General features: G+C 37.8%; 15 protein-coding genes. 8 read left to right on the top strand and 7 right to left on the bottom strand.

Annotated elements, in window-relative coordinates; all coding sequences use genetic code 11:
- Window positions 1-49: 49 nt before the first annotated feature.
- A complete protein-coding gene (locus tag O0955_RS11995; RefSeq protein WP_269427779.1) occupies window positions 50-2,590 on the bottom strand; it encodes an ABC transporter permease in 2,541 nt (846 codons plus the stop codon).
- A complete protein-coding gene (locus O0955_RS11990) occupies window positions 2,583-3,272 on the bottom strand; it encodes an ABC transporter ATP-binding protein (RefSeq protein WP_269427778.1) in 690 nt (229 codons plus the stop codon). Before O0955_RS11990 ends, O0955_RS11995 begins: the two co-directional genes overlap by 8 nt.
- A 100-nt stretch (window positions 3,273-3,372) precedes the next feature.
- On the opposite strand from O0955_RS11990, the gene O0955_RS11985 reads away from it, so the two are divergent.
- Window positions 3,373-4,059, top strand: coding sequence for an arylesterase (locus tag O0955_RS11985; protein ID WP_269427777.1), 687 nt, complete (start codon window positions 3,373-3,375; stop codon window positions 4,057-4,059).
- Window positions 4,060-4,099: 40 nt separating this feature from the next.
- Here O0955_RS11985 and O0955_RS11980 read toward each other — a convergent pair whose 3' ends face one another.
- Both O0955_RS11980 and O0955_RS11975 read right to left on the bottom strand, forming a co-directional pair.
- Window positions 4,100-5,389: a GntT/GntP/DsdX family permease gene (locus O0955_RS11980; protein ID WP_269427776.1), complete on the bottom strand. Its 1,290-nt coding sequence runs from the start codon at window positions 5,387-5,389 to the stop codon at window positions 4,100-4,102.
- Between the two features lie 35 nt (window positions 5,390-5,424).
- The gene (locus O0955_RS11975; protein ID WP_269427775.1) at window positions 5,425-5,607 is read right to left on the bottom strand and encodes a hypothetical protein; all 183 of its coding nucleotides are present in this window, start codon (window positions 5,605-5,607) and stop codon (window positions 5,425-5,427) included.
- Between the two features lie 189 nt (window positions 5,608-5,796).
- Here O0955_RS11975 and O0955_RS11970 point away from each other — a divergent pair, with 189 nt between their 5' ends.
- The 7 genes from O0955_RS11970 (at window position 5,797) to treF (ending at window position 16,280) form a co-directional block, all read left to right on the top strand.
- A complete protein-coding gene (locus O0955_RS11970; RefSeq protein WP_269427774.1) occupies window positions 5,797-6,693 on the top strand; it encodes a helix-turn-helix transcriptional regulator in 897 nt (298 codons plus the stop codon).
- 125 nt (window positions 6,694-6,818) lie between these two features.
- Window positions 6,819-8,369, top strand: a complete 1,551-nt coding sequence (locus tag O0955_RS11965; protein ID WP_269427773.1) for a long-chain-fatty-acid--CoA ligase — start codon at window positions 6,819-6,821, stop codon at window positions 8,367-8,369.
- Window positions 8,370-8,398: 29 nt separating this feature from the next.
- A complete protein-coding gene (locus O0955_RS11960; RefSeq protein WP_269427772.1) occupies window positions 8,399-9,256 on the top strand; it encodes an alpha/beta hydrolase in 858 nt (285 codons plus the stop codon).
- Window positions 9,257-9,278: 22 nt separating this feature from the next.
- Window positions 9,279-10,286: an alpha/beta hydrolase gene (locus O0955_RS11955; RefSeq protein WP_269427771.1), complete on the top strand. Its 1,008-nt coding sequence runs from the start codon at window positions 9,279-9,281 to the stop codon at window positions 10,284-10,286.
- Between the two features lie 26 nt (window positions 10,287-10,312).
- Entirely contained in the window at window positions 10,313-11,593 is a 1,281-nt protein-coding gene (locus tag O0955_RS11950) for a serine hydrolase domain-containing protein (RefSeq protein ID WP_269427770.1), read from the top strand.
- Window positions 11,594-11,636: 43 nt separating this feature from the next.
- Window positions 11,637-14,516 (top strand): TonB-dependent receptor, encoded by a 2,880-nt coding sequence (locus O0955_RS11945; RefSeq protein ID WP_269427769.1) that lies wholly within the window; start codon window positions 11,637-11,639, stop codon window positions 14,514-14,516.
- A gap of 204 nt (window positions 14,517-14,720) precedes the next feature.
- Window positions 14,721-16,280, top strand: a complete 1,560-nt coding sequence (gene treF / locus O0955_RS11940) for an alpha,alpha-trehalase TreF (protein ID WP_269427768.1) — start codon at window positions 14,721-14,723, stop codon at window positions 16,278-16,280.
- A 27-nt stretch (window positions 16,281-16,307) separates the two neighbouring features.
- Here treF and O0955_RS11935 read toward each other — a convergent pair whose 3' ends face one another.
- The 3 genes from O0955_RS11935 to xrtY form a co-directional block, all read right to left on the bottom strand.
- Window positions 16,308-16,745, bottom strand: coding sequence for a DoxX family protein (locus tag O0955_RS11935; RefSeq protein WP_269427767.1), 438 nt, complete (start codon window positions 16,743-16,745; stop codon window positions 16,308-16,310).
- 105 nt (window positions 16,746-16,850) lie between these two features.
- Window positions 16,851-18,575 (bottom strand): carbamoyltransferase family protein, encoded by a 1,725-nt coding sequence (locus tag O0955_RS11930; RefSeq protein ID WP_269427766.1) that lies wholly within the window; start codon window positions 18,573-18,575, stop codon window positions 16,851-16,853.
- Window positions 18,576-18,631: 56 nt separating this feature from the next.
- On the bottom strand, window positions 18,632-19,225 hold the full coding sequence (xrtY, locus tag O0955_RS11925; RefSeq protein WP_269427765.1) for an exosortase Y: 594 nt from the start codon (window positions 19,223-19,225) through the stop codon (window positions 18,632-18,634).
- Window position 19,226: the final 1 nt, after the last annotated feature.

The following is a 19,226-nucleotide window of genomic DNA, read 5'->3' as shown; positions in this document are numbered from 1 at the left end:
CAGAATGAAAGTTCTGTAATGTGACAATCCTTTTATTGAACGCTAAGACTTAATTTCCTTCATTTCTTAAAATCTTTAATGGGGGTTGGTTTAATACATTTCGACTGCTTAAAACACCCGTTATTAAAACCAGTAAAATAACCGAACCAAATAATATTAAGGTTGGAATTAGTGGTGGAACAAAAGAAACATCGAAAAGGAATTTAGCCAAAACCCAGCTACTACCCAGTGCTAAAATTAATCCTGCTGCAGAGGCGAAAAAGCCTAAAAAGAAATATTCTATTGCTGTAATGGTTAAAATTTGCTTTTTACTTGCACCCATCGTCCGCAACAAGATACTTTCTTTTGTACGTTGATTTTTGCTCGTTAATACAGCCGAAACTAAAACAATCCACCCGGTGGCCATACTAAAACCGGCCATAAACCGAATTACAAAGCCAATTTTGCTGAGCAATTCATCCAGTAATTTTAAGATCAGATCGAGATCAATAACGGAAACATTTGGAAAATCCTGAACAACTGCAGCCTGGAAGCGGGCCGAAACTTCGTTAGATGGTACTTTGGTCATTAATACATGAAATTGTGGTGCATCTTCCAGTACACCTGAAGGAAATACAACACGAAAATTGGTTTGCAATCTGCTCCAGTTTACTTCCCTTAAACTGCCAACAACCGTTGGAATCATCATCCCCTGTACATTAAACAAAATCGTATCCTTCAATTTTACACGAATCCGCTCCGCAAACATTTGATCCAGCGAAATATAAATGGTTTTTCCCGGGTCTGCTTTTCCAATCCAGGTACCCGAAGTTATTTTTTCTGCCGCCGTTAATGTATCCTGATAAGTAGCCCTGATCTCGTTTCTGAAAGCATTGCGGTTACTGCTGTCAGCATTGGCTTTTTTGCCATTAATTTCCTCAATCCGCATGGTAATAACCGGCACCTGGTTCATGAGTGGTAAGTGATAAGAAGTTGTCAGTTTATTTAATGGCTCTTTTTGAGTATTTTGAATATCGAACAAAACCATGTTCGGCTGATTTTTTCCTGAAGAAAATGTAACCCGGTTAATAAGAATGACCTGAACAAAATACAAAGTGCAAATAAATGCTGTAGATAACCCGATAGAAACCGTAAGCATTAAAGTTTGATTATTCGGACGATACAAATTTGCAAAACCTTGCCGCCACAAATAACTTAAAGAGTCTGGCAAAAGCTTGCGAACCAGAAACATCAATATTTTTGAAAATAAAACCAGTAATAAAAATGCGATTGAAATACCTACGGTAAACATCAGTGTTTGCATCCAACCTTTCATTTGCAGGTAGGTAAAGCCAAAAACAAAGAGTATCATCAAAAAATAAACAAACCATAGTAAAAAATCACGTTTGCCTGCAGCTTTTTCAAAGGAAGCACGAATGGCATTTAATGGAGAAATTTTTCTAACAGAAAGGAGAGAAGGGAGGGCGAAAAGAATGGAAATGATTAATCCAAGCAATACACCTTGTCCGATGGCCAGCCAGGAAATTTGCATGGTTACTTCGACAGGAATAAAATCCTTCATCACCAAAGGGAACAAAAATTGAATAATCATACCGAGCAATGCGCCTAAAACAGCAGCAATAAATCCGATAATCGCAACCTGAATCAGATAGATAAAGAAAGCATCCCTGGCCTTTAAACCTAAGCACCTTAACGTAGCAATGGCACTGAGTTTTTCCTGAATGTACACGTGAATGGCACTGCCCACCCCAATACAACCTAGCAATAAGGCAATAAATCCTGATAAAGCTAGAAACCGGTTTACATCTCTAAATGACCGTCCGGTTTGGGCCTTTCTTGATTCTACAGTTTCCGCATCAAGGCCTTCTTTATCAAATCTTGGCTGTATTTTTTTAACAAATGCATCAACTGAAGAAGGATTATTGTAACGGTAATAAAAACGGTTAATTACCCGGCTTCCCAGTTGGATTAATTTGGTTTGATCTAAATATTGGAATGGAATATAGACAATGGGTGCCACACTAGCCGAAATTCCGGTTTGTCCCGGTGCTTTATTTAATATTCCGGTAATTAGAAAATTAAGTTCACCAATTTTTACTGAATCTCCAACTTTAGCTTTAAACTGAAGCATTAGTGTTTGATCTACCAGTGCGTTTCTGCCATTTTGAAATGTTGTTGCTGCACTTGCCGGACTGGTTTCAATAGAACCATAATATGGATATTTGCCTTTTAAAGCCTTTATCTGCACCAATCTGCTTCCTGAGCCTTTTAAAAAATAGATCATAGAACCAAAACTTTTCTCCTGCGACCGTTCATCACCAAGGGTATCCAGCATGGCTTGGGAATTTTTGCTGATGGCTTTCCGGCTTTCTATTACCAAATCTGCTCCGGTTAATTCTTTGGCCTGCTGATCGATGTCTCTTTGCAGATTATCTTTGAAAGAATACACAGCTACTAAAGCCGCAATGCCTAAAACGATAGACGAAATAAACAGGAGCAACCTCGACCGGTTTCTGCGGCTATCTCTCCCGGCCATTTTAAACAGCCAGGATGTACTGATTTTTTGCGGGGCAACGGCTTGATTAGTCATGGCTTTGGCTTTCGTCTGATTGAATTAAGCCCCCTTTTATTTTGATGATGCGGTTGGTGCGGGCAGCAAGTTCCAAATCGTGGGTTACAATTACCAGCGTTGTTCCGGCATCCTTGTTTAAATCGAATAAAAGTTTAATTATTTTTTCGCTGGTTTCTGCATCAAGATTTCCTGTAGGTTCATCTGCAAAAAGTATGGCTGGTTTATTGGAAAAAGCTCTGGCTAAAGAAACCCTTTGTTGTTCGCCTCCTGATAATTGTACCGGATAGTGATGGGAACGGTTAACCAAACCAACCTTATCCAAAAGCTCAAGCGCCTGGTTTTTAATATTTTTTGCTCCGCGTAATTCAAGCGGAACCATTACATTTTCCAAAGCTGTTAAAGTAGGCAGCAATTGAAAATTCTGAAAAATAAAGCCTACATACTTATTCCTTACTGCCGCACGCTCGTCCTCATTTAATTTTTCTAAAGCAATTTGATTAAGTTCAACGCTTCCGCTGCTCGATTGATCTAAGCCGGCACATAAACCCAGTAAAGTTGTTTTGCCGCTTCCGGATGGCCCGGTAATGGCTACCGTTGAACCTGCTGTAATTGAAAAGTTAATTTGATCCAGAACTGTTAATTCCCGTCCGGCACTTTGATAAATTTTACTTACATTTCGAATGTTTAGGATACTTTCCAATTGATGAGTATTTTAATTTTAAATGAAGGTTAAGCGACAAACATAATGAGGTTGCGGCCTGTTAATTTACTAATTTATTATTAGACAGAAATAGTTGCATATGTTACGAAAACGCCTGATGGGATTATTTGTTTTGACTGTTTTCTTTGCTTCATGCGGAAATCAGCAGAATAAAACCAATAACGATAAAACTTTAGATTCAGCTGACCATACGGACGCAAAAACTGAAGTGAAAACTAAAAATATACTTTTTTTCGGTACAAGTCTTACCGCTGGTTATGGGCTTGATCCGACAGAAGCATATCCTGCTTTAATTCAAAACAGAATAGATTCTTTAAAACTTCCTTACAAAGTAATTAATGCAGGTTTAAGCGGCGAAACTTCTGCGGGCGGTAAAGGCCGGATTGATTGGTTACTAAAACAACCTGTTGATGTTTTCGTACTTGAGCTGGGTTCAAATGATGGTTTAAGAGGACTTCCTGTTGCCCAAACCATTAAAAATTTGCAGGATATTATTGATCGGGTAAAAGCCAAATATCCAAATGCAAAGCTGGTGTTGGCCGGTATGCAGATTCCACCGAATATGGGTGCTCAATATGCTTCAGATTTTAAAAACATGTTTCCTGATCTGGCTAAGAAAAATAATATGGCACTGATTCCTTTTTTATTAGATAAAGTAGGGGGAATTCCAAAGCTGAACCAGGCGGATGGCATTCATCCAACAGCAGAGGGAGATAAAATACTGGCCGAAAATGTTTGGGTAATCCTGAAAGATCAACTGAAATAATATAATTGTTATAGTAAACGGTTATATTAATAGTACCTGTTTAAAGAAAGTTGAACTGATTTAAAAGAAGTACACCAGCCAGGCCCAATATGGATACAATACTTTCCATCATGGTCCATGTACTAAAGGTTTGCTTTAAGCTGAGGTTAAAATATTCTTTAAACATCCAGAAACCCGTATCGTTTACGTGAGAAAACATCAAACTTCCTGCACCAACCGCTAATACCATTAATTCTGGCGGAGCTGTTGGTCCAATGAGCGGCAGTACCATGCCCGAAGCCGTAAGTGCGGCTACGGTTGCCGAGCCGAGTGTTACCCGAAGGGAGGCCGTTATAAGCCAGGCCAGTAAAAGCGGCGACAGATTTAAACCGGCAGTTAGTATTTTAACGGTTTCTCCAACACCACTATTGACTAAAATTTGTTTAAATGCACCACCCGCAGCAATAATCAGTACAATCATGGCAATGCTTTTTACACCTTCGGTACAAGATTCCATCGCTTTTGTAATGCTTCCCCCTTGAATTAACAGGGTTAATAAAACAGAAATCAGTAGTGCCGAAGTTGGATCTGCAAGGAAAGTGAAAAAGGGTTTTAAAATATAGTCTGCCTTTATCCCATTACCAATAGTTCCGGCAATAATTAAAAAAACAGGAAGTAAGGCGGTAATAAAACTCTTAAAACCAGAAGGGAGATTGAGCTCCTCATCGATACTGAATGAAGTTGTGGTCGCTGTTCGTTTTACAATTAACCTTGGGAAATAAACGCCTGCAATAATGGCTATTGGAATGCTTAAAATGAGGCCGTAAATTAAAGTTTTCCCTATATCGGCATGGAATATTCCTGCTAAAGCCACCGGACCGGGATGTGGAGGCAGAAAACCATGCGTTACAGATAAAGCTGCGGCCATAGGAATGCCGATGTATAATTTTGATAAACCTGTAGCAGAAGCAATAGCAAATACAAGCGGAATTAAAACCACAAAACCTGCATTGTAAAAAAGCGGAATACCAACCAGTAAACCCGTTAATAAAACTGCCCACTGAATATTTTTCTGTCCAAATGCACGAATAAGAATAAATACAATCTTTTTTGCCGAGCCACTGTCTTCAATCAATTTACCCATCATGGCACCCAGGGCCAGCACCATAACCATACTGCCCAAAGTGCTTCCAATCCCTTCACTTACCGAAGCCATTACTTTGGTGGCTGGCATGCCCAGTAATAAACCCGTAACAATGGCCACAGCAAGCAGGGCAATCATAGGGTTTAATTTCTTTAAAATCAGTACAAAAAGCAGTAAAATTCCAAAAAGAACAATAAACAGCGACATATTGGGGATGTAAATTAGAGAATCAGAATAGAAGATTATTTTTTGACGGTGATACTTCGGCCAGTAACTAAAATGAATTCGTAAATGCGGTACAAACCATCATCACTGATTTCAATCTTTTCTACTAATCCGGTTTTACTAAAAGTATCGGTAACCATATCGCCCACTTTAACATCCTGCAAAATTTCGGTCGGCATTTCATCAAATAATCTAATCATTTAGTAAATATAAGGATAATGCTTTATACGAACGTTTTTTTGCAAACGGATAGCTTTTGTCCCGCAAGCGGACTAAAACTAATTGATAATAATCATGGTAAATTTTTTCTTTTACCAAAAGATAATTGGCAGATGTAACAAGAATTTTGTATGTTGGCATAATATTATAACATCCTAATATGCAATAATATGGAACTGAAATTGCCCTATATCAATCCAGTAAAATTTGCAAATACACTGGTTAACGATTATGATTTCAATATTCATCAAGGTTGGAATTCCCATCATCTCGAACTTCCCGAACAGGTTGGAGTAGGCTCATTACAACTATTTATGAGAGATGATATCCATTTTTTTAGGGGAAAATGGAAATTTAAGGAAGATTCTACTTTTCTCTCACACGATCCCGTAGGGCAAAAGGGACTGATTGATTTCAGGTTGAGTAAAGACGGACAAATTCATTCAGCATCCATAGAGGGGGATAAAAAATTTGAATGGGAAATTACAGAAGTTGATGGATTTCGCTTTTTTATACCTGGAAAATACCTTAAACTGGAAAAAAATCAATTGTCGGATCGTTTTGAGAAATATTGCTTCAACAGAAACATCATCAATTTACAAAAACAACTTTTTGAGATTCAGGCAGGACAAATTTCAAATGCATTATTACTGGAAATTAAAATGCTTGAATTTATTTATTTCTGGATGGATTTTCTGCAAACCAATAACCTGGAAAAACATTTTGAAAGTATTTCAGACCGTCATTTTTCCTGCATAGAGAACGCGAAACAACTTTTGGATGAAAACCCCTATCAAAGTCCATCCATAAAATACATCAGCAGAAAAGTAGGTTTGAATGAATGCGATTTAAAACGTGAATTTAAAAAAGCTTTTGGTTTGCCCATCCGGCAATATATCATTAAACAGCGCATGGATTTTGCTCAAAAGCTGCTAAAAGAAACAGATTTACCCGTTGGCGAAATCAGTACGATGTTAGGTTATGCAAACCGGGGCCATTTTGCAGGTTTGTATCAGCGTTATTTTGGCGTTTCGCCGCTAAATGACAGGTTAAACTATACACATTAAATTATTCCCGTTTCGTATCAAATCATTCCCGATTAGATATTTTTTATGATACCTGTGCATATAACTTTATGCTTAGTAAAATAAAATTCACGGCCTGGCCCTGAACTAACCAAATATCTTTTTCAATGTTTAATTTGTCTTTAATTCTTGAAGATAGTGCAAAACGTTTTGCAAATCAACCGGCTGTAAGTTTTAACGACCGTACAATAAGTTATGCAGAGCTGAATCATCTGGCTAATCAGGTAGCTAACGGATTAGAAAAGATTGGGATTGTACCCGGTGATAAAATTGCATTGTCCTGCCCAAATATTCCTGAATTTCCGGCTATATATTTTGGCGTTTTAAAAACGGGTGCCATTATTGTTCCATTTAATATTTTACTAAAAGCAGATGAGATTGCCTATCACCTTAATGATAGTAAAGCTAAGGCCTACTTTTGTTTTTCAGGATCAGAAGATTTACCAATCGGAGATTATGGATTTCAGGCTTTTTACAATGCCCCGCTTTGCCAGCATTTTTATCTAATCAATCCAAAAACAAAAAAAGAAGCTTATACCGTTAATAGTTTTAACGATTTAACTGCCAATCAGCCTTCAACCTTTGAAACAGCAGAAACTTTAGCTGACGATGTGGCCTTATTAATTTATACATCAGGCACAACAGGGCAGGCAAAAGGTGCCCAGCTAAGTCATTCTAATTTATTTTGTAATGCAATTTTAGCAACAGATTTATTTAGTACAACCCATCAGGATAAACAATTGGTTGTGCTTCCGTTGTTCCATATTTTTGGAATGACGGTTTTAATGAATGCCGGGATTTACCGGGGTGCACACAACATCCTACTGCCACGATTTGATCCTAAAACGGTTCTGGAATTGATTGATACTTTTCACGTCAGCATTTTTGCCGGGGTACCTACCATGTATTGGGCGCTGATTAATTATCATCACGAAAGCATCGCGGATGATTGTATTAAGAAAAACCTGCGTCTGTGTATTTCGGGCGGCGCATCCTTACCCTTAAAGGTTTTACAGGATTTTGAAACCAGATTTGATGTTCCTGTTTTAGAAGGGTATGGAATGAGTGAAGGCTCACCAATTGTAACCTTTAACGATTTTCGCATTGGTTGTAAACCAGGCTCTATTGGTACTGCCGTTTGGGGTGTAGAAGTTAAAATTATTGATGAAACAGGAAAAGAATTGCCTGCAGGAGAAAAGGGTGAGTTGATTTACAAAGGCCACAATGTGATGAAGGGTTATTTTGAAAAACCAGAGCAAACCGCTGATGTATTGAGAAATGGATGGATGCATTCTGGTGATGTTGCGGTAAAGGATGAAGAAGGATTTTATTACATCATTGATCGTACCAGAGATATGATTATTCGCGGTGGAATGAATGTTTTTCCCCGGGAGGTTGAAGAAATTATGATGAAACACCCTTCCATTTCTTTAGTAACCGTAATCGGTATTCCGGATGAAAGAATGGGAGAAGAAGTGAAGGCCTTTGTTGTACTTAAAGATAAGCAGGTTATTGATGCAGAAGAGATTGTTTTATGGTCAAAGGCGCATATGGCTGTTTATAAATACCCCCGGAAAGTTGAATTTGTGGAGCATTTACCGATTTCTGCAACGGGAAAAATATTAAAAAAAGACCTCAGAGAAAAAAGCAGATTATAATTCAATACCCATCTTTTAATAAAAACAATATGGTCAGAAAACTAATACTATCATTTATCCTTCCGTTTTTTTTATACGGCTGTGCGCCGGTAAAAGAGTTAAAAGGAAACGGCATAGAAAAAAAATACAGCGATATTCATTATGGCGATAAGGACAGAAATTTAATGGATGTTTATCTCCCGGCAAATCGCAGTGTTAAAATACCTTTTGTTATCCTTATTCACGGTGGCGCCTGGACAATGGCCGGAAAGGAGTATGTAAGGGATTATCAGGATTCCTTACTGAAAAATGGAATCGCCTCAGCAAGCATAAACCATCGTTATGCGAACAATACTGATATTCATTATCCACAAATGCTCGATGATATAAATACGGCACTAAATTACTGCAGTGAGCATGCCAAAGAATGGAATATCAGAGATAAAGGATTTGTGATGGCTGGCGTAAGTTCAGGAGCACACCTGGCCCTTTTGTATGCGTACACCACAACAAAAAAGATAAATGCAATTGTTGAGTTTTGCGGTCCAACCAATCTAACTGATACCACGATATTAAACTATGCCGGTAAAGTGGGTTTGATGGATGTAATCCAGAAAATGACCGGGAAAACGTATAAAAAAGGAGAGGCGATCGATCCGGAATTTTCGAAATCAAGTCCCATTACCCAAATTAAAAATATTCCCGTTTTAATCATCCATGGTACAGCAGATCCGGTAGTTAATTTTTCTCAATCGCAGCAACTAAGCGATACTCTGGACAAACAACATATTAAACATAAACTGGTTACTATAAAGGGCGCCGGACATGACTTAAACCTAAAAGATACCACAACCAGGCAATTGGTTTACCGGGAAGCCATAAGCTGGATACTTCAAAATGGCCAATAATTCAAATTTAAATAAACACAATATGAAAAAGATATTACTAACCGGGTTTGCCTTATTTTCTGCATTGTTATTGAAGGCTCAATCGGCAACAGAAATTAAACCGTTAACAGCAGCCGAAGTAAGTAAAAGACTAATTTCTAAATATAGTCCCCTGGCTTTTGCTCCAATTACAAAATTGGATTACGACAATATAAAATCAGTCAGGAAAAAAGAACAAGCTTCAGTTATTCCAAAATTAAGCAATGCCGATAGCCTTGATGTTAGTTATGTAAATGTTCCGGGCCTAAACAGTGGCGATCCGGAAATTCCCATCCGCATTTATAAACCTAAAAACGCAGATAAGGCCCCTATATTTTTATGGTTTCACGGCGGCGGTTTCGTATATGGAAATTTAAACTGGGATCATAAAAATTGTGCAAATATTGCCGTAAGGGCGAAAGTAGTTGTGATATCTGTAGATTATCGTCTGGCACCCGAAAATAAATTTCCTGCAGGTGTTAATGATGCATACTCTGTTTTTTTGTGGAGTAAAAAACATGCTGCAGAAATTGGTGGTAATCCGGATCATATTGGTGTGGGCGGCGGCAGCGCAGGAGCAGGGATAGCTGGAAGTATGGTTTTAGTAAACAGGGATAAAAAAGGGCCAAAAATAGATTTTCAGGTTTTGTTTTTTCCACCAGCGGATGTAGATACAACCCGGGTTTCTGTTCGCGAATTGTGGAGCATTCCGGGAGTAAAAGGTGCTGATATTCCGGTTTTGCTTAAAATGTATATTGGCGATGATTACCTGAAAAACGTTCCTGAAAACGCATTGCCGGGACTTACTAAAAGTTTTGAAGGTTTACCACCAACCTATATTGCTACCTGTGGTGTTGATCCGCTTAGAGATGGAGGATTGTTTTACGGACAAAATCTTATTCTGGCAGGTATTCCGGTAGAGCTTCATAATTTTCCCGGTTATCCACATGGCTTACTTCCTGATAAAGTATTTCCCGAAGTGTACGACTTTATGCATCAATATTATAAATAGAATTTTAATTGGAAAACAAAAAGATCATGAAAACTAGATTCTTTAAATTTCTATTGCTGCTGATACTTATTCAGCAGGCCGCATCTGCACAAAGTATTTTATTACAAAATGCCGATCCTGCTGCCAATGGCTTTTCCCCGGATCGTTTAAACAGAATTGATCAGGTTATTAAAAGTTATGTAGATAGCAACTGGATTAAAGGAGCAGTTGGTTTGGTGGTACACAACGGCAAAATTATTTATTACAAATCTTTTGGAGTAGACGACGTAAATAAAAATACACCGCTTCAAAAGGATGCAATCTTTCGCATTGCTTCGCAAACAAAAGCCATTACCAGTACAGCAGTTATGATTCTGTTTGAAGAAGGAAAAATTTTACTGGACGACCCGATCTCAAAATATATTCCATCATTTGCCAAACCAAATGTGTTGGATACTTTTAATGAAAAAGACAGCACATACACTACTGTACCTGCAAAAAGAGAAATTACCATCAGAGATTTGCTTACCCATACTTCTGGTATTGATTATGCCCAGATTGGTTCGCCTAAAATGAAAGCCATTTATGCTAAAGCGGGTATTCAGGCTGGATTTTCAGATCATAAACAATTACTTGCAGATGCGATTAACAAATTGGGCGCTTTACCCCTGATTCATCATCCGGGAGAACGGTTTACTTATAGTTTGAGCATTGATGTTTTAGGTCGTTTAGTCGAAGTGGTTTCTGGTGTTGGTTTGGATGTTTTTTTACAACAGCGGATTTTTAAACCGCTTGGTATGGAAGATACTTACTTTAATTTACCGGTTAACAAGCGGTCACGTCTGGTGCAGGTATATACGGACGATAAAGAAACGAACAGACCGGTTTTATGGAAAGATGACACTTTCCCGGGAAGCACCATCAATTACCCGATTAACAATAACGGCTACTTTGCAGGGGGTGCCGGATTGGTATCGACAATTAAAGATTATGCAATTTTTTTACAGATGTATTTAAACGGAGGCGAATATAACGGACATAGAATCTTGTCGAGGCATACCGTAGAAATTGTAACCAAAAATCAAATTGGAGATATACCTTTCGGGGATGACAAATTTGGCCTGGGCTTCCAGATTACAACCAGTAAAGGAAATGCAAAACTGGGCTTATCTGAAGGGAGTTTTTCCTGGGGAGGATTTTTTGCAACAAGCTACTGGGCGGATCCAAAAGAAAAAATTTCAGGCTTGTTGTTTTTACAGCAATGGCCATTTAAACACAGCGAATTGAGTGATAAATTTAAAGTGCTGGTGTATCAGGCGCTTCAATAAGGTAAACTAACCAATTAAAGAACTAACCAAATAACGATAAATCATGAGAAAAAATTTACTTACTAAATGGACCAAAAGGTACATTTTTCTGCTTTTGCTATGGCAATTCGTATCCGGTTTGGCTTATGCACAAACCGGAAACATCTCCGGAAAGGTAACGGATAATAATGGAAACGCGGTGCCCGGCGCAAGTGTGAAGATTAAAAATACCAACCGGGTAACTTCTACCAATACCAGTGGTGCTTTTACACTTACTGATGTAAATATAGCTACCGTAACGCTCCAAATATCTTACGTAGGTTATCAAACCAAAGAAATCACTGCTACAGTAAATAAACCCATAAATATCTCGCTTGCAGAAGAAAGCAATAAAATGGATGAAATTATTGTAACAGGAACATTTGATAAACGGAAACGAATGGATGCATCTGTTGCTATAACCACATTAAATGCAGTACAAATGGAAAGAATTGTTCCGGCTAGTGCTGCTGATTTGCTTAAAAATGTACCCGGCGTATTTGTAAATTCATCAGTGGGCGAAATCAGGAACAGTGTGGCCAGTCGCGGAATTACCGTAGGTACTCAAGATGGAAGTTTTGGTTACGAGTATGTTTCCATGCAGGAAGATGGACTCCCCATTACCAATACAACTTATTTTGGCTACGGCCCCGATTTCTTTTTGCGCCCTGATGCTACTTTAGGCCGCTTGGAAGCTGTTCGTGGTGGTACCGCATCCATTACCGCGGCTAATGCGCCTGGAGGTATTTTTAACTATGTTTCGAAAACGGGAGGAGATGTGTTTGAAGGCGAAATCAGAACTAAACTTGGTCTTGTCGGGATTGATGGCAGGGGATATTCCAGAGCTGACTTAAACTTGGGTGGCCCAATGGGCGACAACTGGTTTTATAATGTCGGTGGATTTTATCGTTACGATCAGGGTGGTCGCTATGCTGGTTATCCAATGAATAATGGCGGACAAATTAAGGCTAACATTGTCAAAAAATACAAAACAGGCTCATTAAAGTTTTTCGGTAAATACCTGAACGATAGAAATGGTTATGCACAATTTATTCCAACTACTGGTTTTGATAATCCTCAACCAGCAATAGGTTTTGATATCAATTCGACGGTTTTAATGCCCAATATTAATTACAAATCTCAGGACTTTATTTATGGTGGAAGTCTGAATTTTAACCCCAGTAACCTGGTAAAAAGCACTTACCGTTCTGGTGGATTAAACTGGCAACAGGATTTAGGCGGAGGCTGGTCTTTAAATAATTCAGCAAAATATTCCAGTAATACAATTTTGTACAATACACCAGGTGGTGTTTCAGCAATGAGTGCAACAGATTTAACCACTTACTTTTTATTAACAGGTAACACCGGATTAGGCATTGGTACTTATTCTTTTAAGGATGCACAATCGGGTAGGGAGCTGATGAGTGTAAACTCTGCATTGGGTGCAGGCGGATTACCGGTTTATACCGTTACTAAAAATGAATTGCCGGGACAGCAGCTAAGACCAAATTCGTTGTTTTTAACCACATTTGGTGCTTATAAAAATAGTGTTAAAGAATTTATAGATCAGTTTTCTTTAAACAAGAGTATAAAAAACATGAATTTCACTATTGGTGGTTATTTTGGTTATTCTGATGTTCACCGTTATTCTGGTTTGGATGGTGTTGCATTAAGTACCATACAAAACAGGCCACAACTGGTTTCTCTAACTTTTAACGGTGTAACATTGGGCGGAACTTCAGGGTTGCATCAGGTAACCAACAAAGATGGAATTGCACAAGCCAATGGCGATAATGGGGCATCTCTATCTTTTAATGCAAAGCAAAAACAAGGTGCTTTGTTTTTTGGCCATACCTGGAACATAACTGAAAAGCTAACTTTTGATTGGGGGCTTCGATATGAAAATGTAAATGTTACCGGATATAACGAAAGAGTTTACATGAAAACAGGCGTTCAGGGTGGTGTAGATGGCGATCCAAAAACTTTTTATGATAATAATACAGTAAGTAAAATTACTGCTGTAAATTTTGATAAAACGTTGCATACATTTTCGTTCTCAGGGGCTTTAAATTATAAATTTAATGATAATGTGGCCATTTATGGACGATATTCTGAGGGCAAAAAAGCACCGGATTTGGATGTTTATTTTGCAGCCAACAGACCCGAAACCATTGGCCTTCTTAACCCGATGGAACGCACAACCAGACAGGTAGAAGTTGGTTTAAAAGCGAGAACTAAAGGACTTAACTTGTTTGTTACTCCATTTTATAGCATCCTGAGTGGTGTACCGAACGGACAAATGTTTGGTGCAGTTGGCGGAGGTTTTTATGTTCCTCCAATGCTTTATGGAAAATATAGAACTTTAGGGGTAGAAATTGAAGCAGATTATAAAATTGACAACCATTTTAGTATTAGGGGTGTAGCAACTTTTCAACGATCTAAAATTGCAGAATTTGAAGCCTGGGTAGCAAACGGTGCCGGCCCAGCCGATGACACCAAAATATCTTATTCTGGTAATGAAACAGATAATAATGCCCGTACCATTTTAAACCTGACGCCAACTTATACAACCGGCAAATTCTACACCTTTTTAACCTGGTCTTATCTGGGTAAACGCCAGGCTAATGCTGCAAATGTGTTTAGCTTACCTGGTTTTTCTCAATTTGATTTTGGGGCAGGCTACGACATTAATAAAAGGCTGAAATTAAGCGCCAATGTTAATAACCTTTTTAATGAATATGGTGCAATGAGTTGGGTTAGGCCAGGCGGTATACTGGAAACATTGGAAGGCAATAATGCCTTTACTCAAACGCTTTATAATCAGGCAGTACAAAATAATGCTCCATATTCTACGGTTTCCATACCACCACGAGCCTATTTTTTAACGGCCTCCTATAAATTTTAATTCCAATTAAACCCTGCAGCCATTATGCAGGGTTTAATTTGTTACAACCCGCCCATATGTTTTCTTAAGCGTTAATCAGCACAAGTACATATTTACCAAGATGGGCAGACATGATTTTGGCCTCCACAATAAAACAACTACACTAAGCTGGTTTAATGAAGCTTTGGTGCAATTAACTATTTTAGTCATAAATGACATTTTGCTATGAAAAGAATTCTGTTTCCATTTCTACTTTTACTTTGTTTTTCTGTTTCAGCGCAAAAGAATTTAAGTCCCCGCAAGCTTTACCCCGGACTTTTTGATCAGGTGCAACTTGGAGGAATTTATCCGGATGGGAAATCTTTTGTAGATGCGCTTCCTAAAAAGTCTCCTACGGAGATTATGAAAGCCTATCAATTGCAGAAAAATGCGGAAGATTTTAACCTCAGGCATTTTGTAGATGAGCATTTTGTAGTGCCCGAAAATCATAATGTAGCTTATGCGTCAGATATTTCTGCTGGCATAGAAAAACATTTAGATACTTTGTGGGGCGTACTTAAAAGAAATCCGGATATAATTTCTGGGCATCAAACTTCACTTATTCCATTACCAAATGCTTATATAGTGCCCGGAGGCCGGTTTAGAGAGATTTATTACTGGGACTCTTACTTTACAATGCTGGGTTTGAAAGAGGCGGGCAAAAAGGTATTGATTAAAAATATGGTTGATAATTTTGCCTGGCTAATCCGCAATTATGGCTTTATTCCAAATGGAAACCGGACTTATTATTTAACCAGATCTCAACCCCCATTTTTTTCTTTAATGGTTCAGTTACTTGCCGAAAGCGATCCTTCTGTTAAAATTAGTGATTATTGTGATGTTTTGGAAAAAGAGTACGCTTTCTGGATGAAAGGCACTGAAAATTTGCAAAAGGGAAAAGCTTTAAACCATTTGGTAAAACTTAAAGATGGATCAGTGCTAAACAGGTATTATGATGCAGGAGCAGTACCAAGAGAAGAATCTTACGCGGAGGATTTAAAATCTGCTCAAAAAACTTTACAGGCAAAGCCGGATTTTTATAGAAATGTACGTTCTGCTGCAGAATCGGGTTGGGATTTCAGCACCCGATGGTTTGCAGATGGTAAAAGCTTTGGACAAATTATTACCACAGACTTAATCCCTGTTGATTTAAATGGTTTGCTTTATAACTTAGAAAATGTAATTGCGACCGCTTATATACAAAAAGGCGATGCAACAAAAGCTAAGTTATTTTCAACTAGAGCTATAAAAAGGAAACAAGCCATTTTGAAATACTGCTGGAATCCTTCCTTAAAATTTTTTACTGATTACAATTGGAAAAAGCAACAACCATCTAAGCAGCTTACACTGGCGGCTACATCACCTCTGTTTTTCAAAATAGCCACAAATGTTCAGGCGGCTGCGGTCGTAGAAAAGATTCAGGCAGATTTTCTGAAGAAAGGGGGCCTGATTACGACTTTAAATAAGTCTGGAGAACAATGGGATAATCCAAATGCATGGGCACCATTGCAATGGATCAGTATTGCCGGCATGAGAAACTATGGTTATAATGAACTGGCCGATACCGTTTCCAACCGCTGGATTAACCTGAACGTAAAGGTATTTGAGCAAACCGGAAAATTGATGGAAAAATACGATGCCTCAGCCCCCGAAAGCCTAGGCGGTGGGGGAGAATATCCCCTACAGGATGGTTTCGGATGGACAAACGGTGTTTTACTAAAACTGCTTAGGGTAAAAGCAAATTAACTGGATGTTTTTATTGCCTGTAATTTTTCAGACGCTGAGTTTTCTTTGATTTTCAATGGATAATATACCGTTACCTTCAATAAGGAAACAGATTAAACCTAGTAACACAATTACTGAAAACCAAAATTCAGAATAGGGTCTGAAAATATTCTGAGATAAATTAATAAAAAATACAGCACCTATTAACACAGGTAAATTAAGCAAAGAAAATAATCGAGTATGCGTACCTAAAGCAATGGCAAGGCCACCTATAATGTGCAGTACAATAATTAGATGAGCTAAAAGACTTATGGAAATGGCCGTGCCTAACATGGCACCATGCATCAGGTTATTAAAAGCTTCGAGATTTAAAGCAAAAGCTATACCCTTCCAAATTAATATAATCCCTAATGCCATTCTGAAAAAATCAAGCCATTTTGGGTGATGATGATCTCCCCAGTTTTGGATTTTTTTGAGCAAGTTCATAATTTCTATATTTTGGTTATGTCAATTTACGGAAATTATATCAGGATAGCAATTATTCGGGCTCGTTCTTTACTTTCAAATTATCCAATTACTTGTTGTGATTAATTATCTTGTAATCACAATATTTTCTAAAACCAGCATATCCATATTGGTCCTTAAAAAACAGTTTAAAGCCTCATCGGGTGTATTTACTATAGGTTCATTTTCGTTAAAAGAAGTGTTTAATAAGATGGGCACATTAGTTTTGCTGTGAAACTCTTGAATCAGGTTATAATAGCGTGGATTAACGTCCTGATCAACCGTTTGTAAACGTCCGGAGCCATCTACATGGCACACTGCAGGAATTTCTTTTCTTTTATCAGGTTTGATAGAATAAACTTTTTCCATAAAAGGCACCGTGTCATCCTGCTCGAAATAATCCCTGGTATATTCCTTTAAAATGGAAGGGGCAAATGGCCTGAAAGATTCTCTTCTCTTAATTTTGGAATTGATAATCTCCTTGGCATCATCTCTTCTCGGATCTGCAAGAATAGAACGGTTCCCTAAGGCTCTTGGTCCAAATTCAGCACGCCCCTGAAACCAGCCAACCACACCACCATTAATTAAACAATCCGTAACCTGATTGTTCAGCTCGTCCCAGTCTAAACATTGATAGGTTATATTTTTTGCTTCTAATAGCTTTTGAATATAAGAATTATCAAATCGGCTACCTAAAAAGCCGTGTAACATTGGTTTAATCCTGGGCTTTTTTAAAACCTGATTGTATTGCCATAATGCTGCACCAATGGCGGTTCCGGCATCATGTCCGGCAGGAGGAATGTAAATGGATTTGAAAGGCGTAGCATTTAAAATTTTACCATTTGCAACAGAGTTTTGTGCTACACCACCAGCAATACAAATACTATCAAGTCCGGTTTTTTTATGCAGGTAATTGAGAATATGTATAATGACTTTTTCTGTAACTTTTTGAACAGAAGAAGCCAAATCTTTATGGTATTGCGTTAAAGTTTCGTCAGAATTACGCTGAGGGCCAAAATCACTTATAAGTTTGGTCGTAAACAAAGCTTCCATTGCCGGAATTCCATTTTCCCAAACCATTTGCACTCCCTTTTTTGGATGATTAAAGTAATCGAGGTTTAATTCAAAAAGGCCATCGTCCTTAACTTTAATTACCTTTTCAACCTGATCGGTATATTTTGGGGTGCCATAAGGCGCAAGGCCCATTACTTTATATTCATCTCCATAATGCGAAAAGCCTAAATATTGGGTAAAAAGTGTATAAAATAAACCCAAAGAGTGCGGGTAGGAAACTGTATCTAAAACTTCAATACTTAAATCCTTGCCAATACCGGTCATTGTACTGCTAAAATCGCCAAAACCATCTATAGAAAGCAAAGCAGATTTAGGATAGGACGAAGCAAAAAAAGCGCTGGCTAAATGGCTTCTGTGATGCTCGACATTAATAATTTTACCTTTTAAATCTTCCTCACTTACCTTAAAGTGGTCGATAAAATCGTTTTGTATTGAAGATGCCTTTTTAAGATTTTGTAAACGATCGGCTATATTTTTAAGGCTTAACCTGTTTTTTAAAGCGGTAAAAACTTTTTGTTTAAAGTTTGCCTTAGGATCGCGTGATATGGCGATATAATCCAAATCTTTGATGCCAATTTTAGCTTCATCGAGGCAAAATTGTATTGCCATGGAAGGGAAACCAGCCCAATGTTTTATCCTTCTGAAACGTTCTTCTTCGGAGGCGGCAATTAACTCGCCATTTTTAAAAATACATGCTGAAGAATCGCCGTGATAAGCATTTATGCCAAGGATATACATGATGAGTCAGAAATAGAAACTGGGTAAGTTGAAAGGAAAAACAATTAAAAATCGGATTATAAAGATTTTGGTTTAGAATTATTAGTGTTCTTCTTAATCCAAATGTATAACATGATGAAAATAACAATGTAAACCAGTACATTAAAAATTTCATGATGATATTCAAAATAATTGCGTTGTGAATGAAAGGTGGCAAATAGTAAACCTAAACCCGCTATACGACAAATATTAAGTACATAAATGGTAATAAGCCCTATAATTAACATTTTAAAGGTCGATTTCCATGAAGTTGGAAATGCAAAAACAAAAGCAGCTAAAAAACTCATTACCCCTAAACCTAAACAAGAATAGTTAATTCTTAAATAAGGTCCGTCAACAACCATTACATCCATTTCATTGTGAATCGCATAGAAACCAAATAATTTAATAACCCAAACAGCGGGTATAATTATGGCATTTTTTAAACCCTGTATGTAATCAAAGTGATTGGCAATAAAAGCATTGTAAAATCTTCCATCAGGACTCATTACACTATTCATAAATATATTACCCTGGCTGAATAAGATATATAGAATAAATAAACTTAAGATAAACTTTACAGCCTGTTTATTAGCTTCTTTTTTTGCTTGAACATTGGATATTTCGGTCATA

Source organism: Pedobacter punctiformis (assembly GCF_027213715.1).
Lineage (GTDB): Bacteria > Bacteroidota > Bacteroidia > Sphingobacteriales > Sphingobacteriaceae > Pedobacter > Pedobacter punctiformis.
The sequence above is the reverse complement of the archived record's forward strand: the minus strand, read 5'-3'. Positions and strand labels throughout refer to the sequence as shown.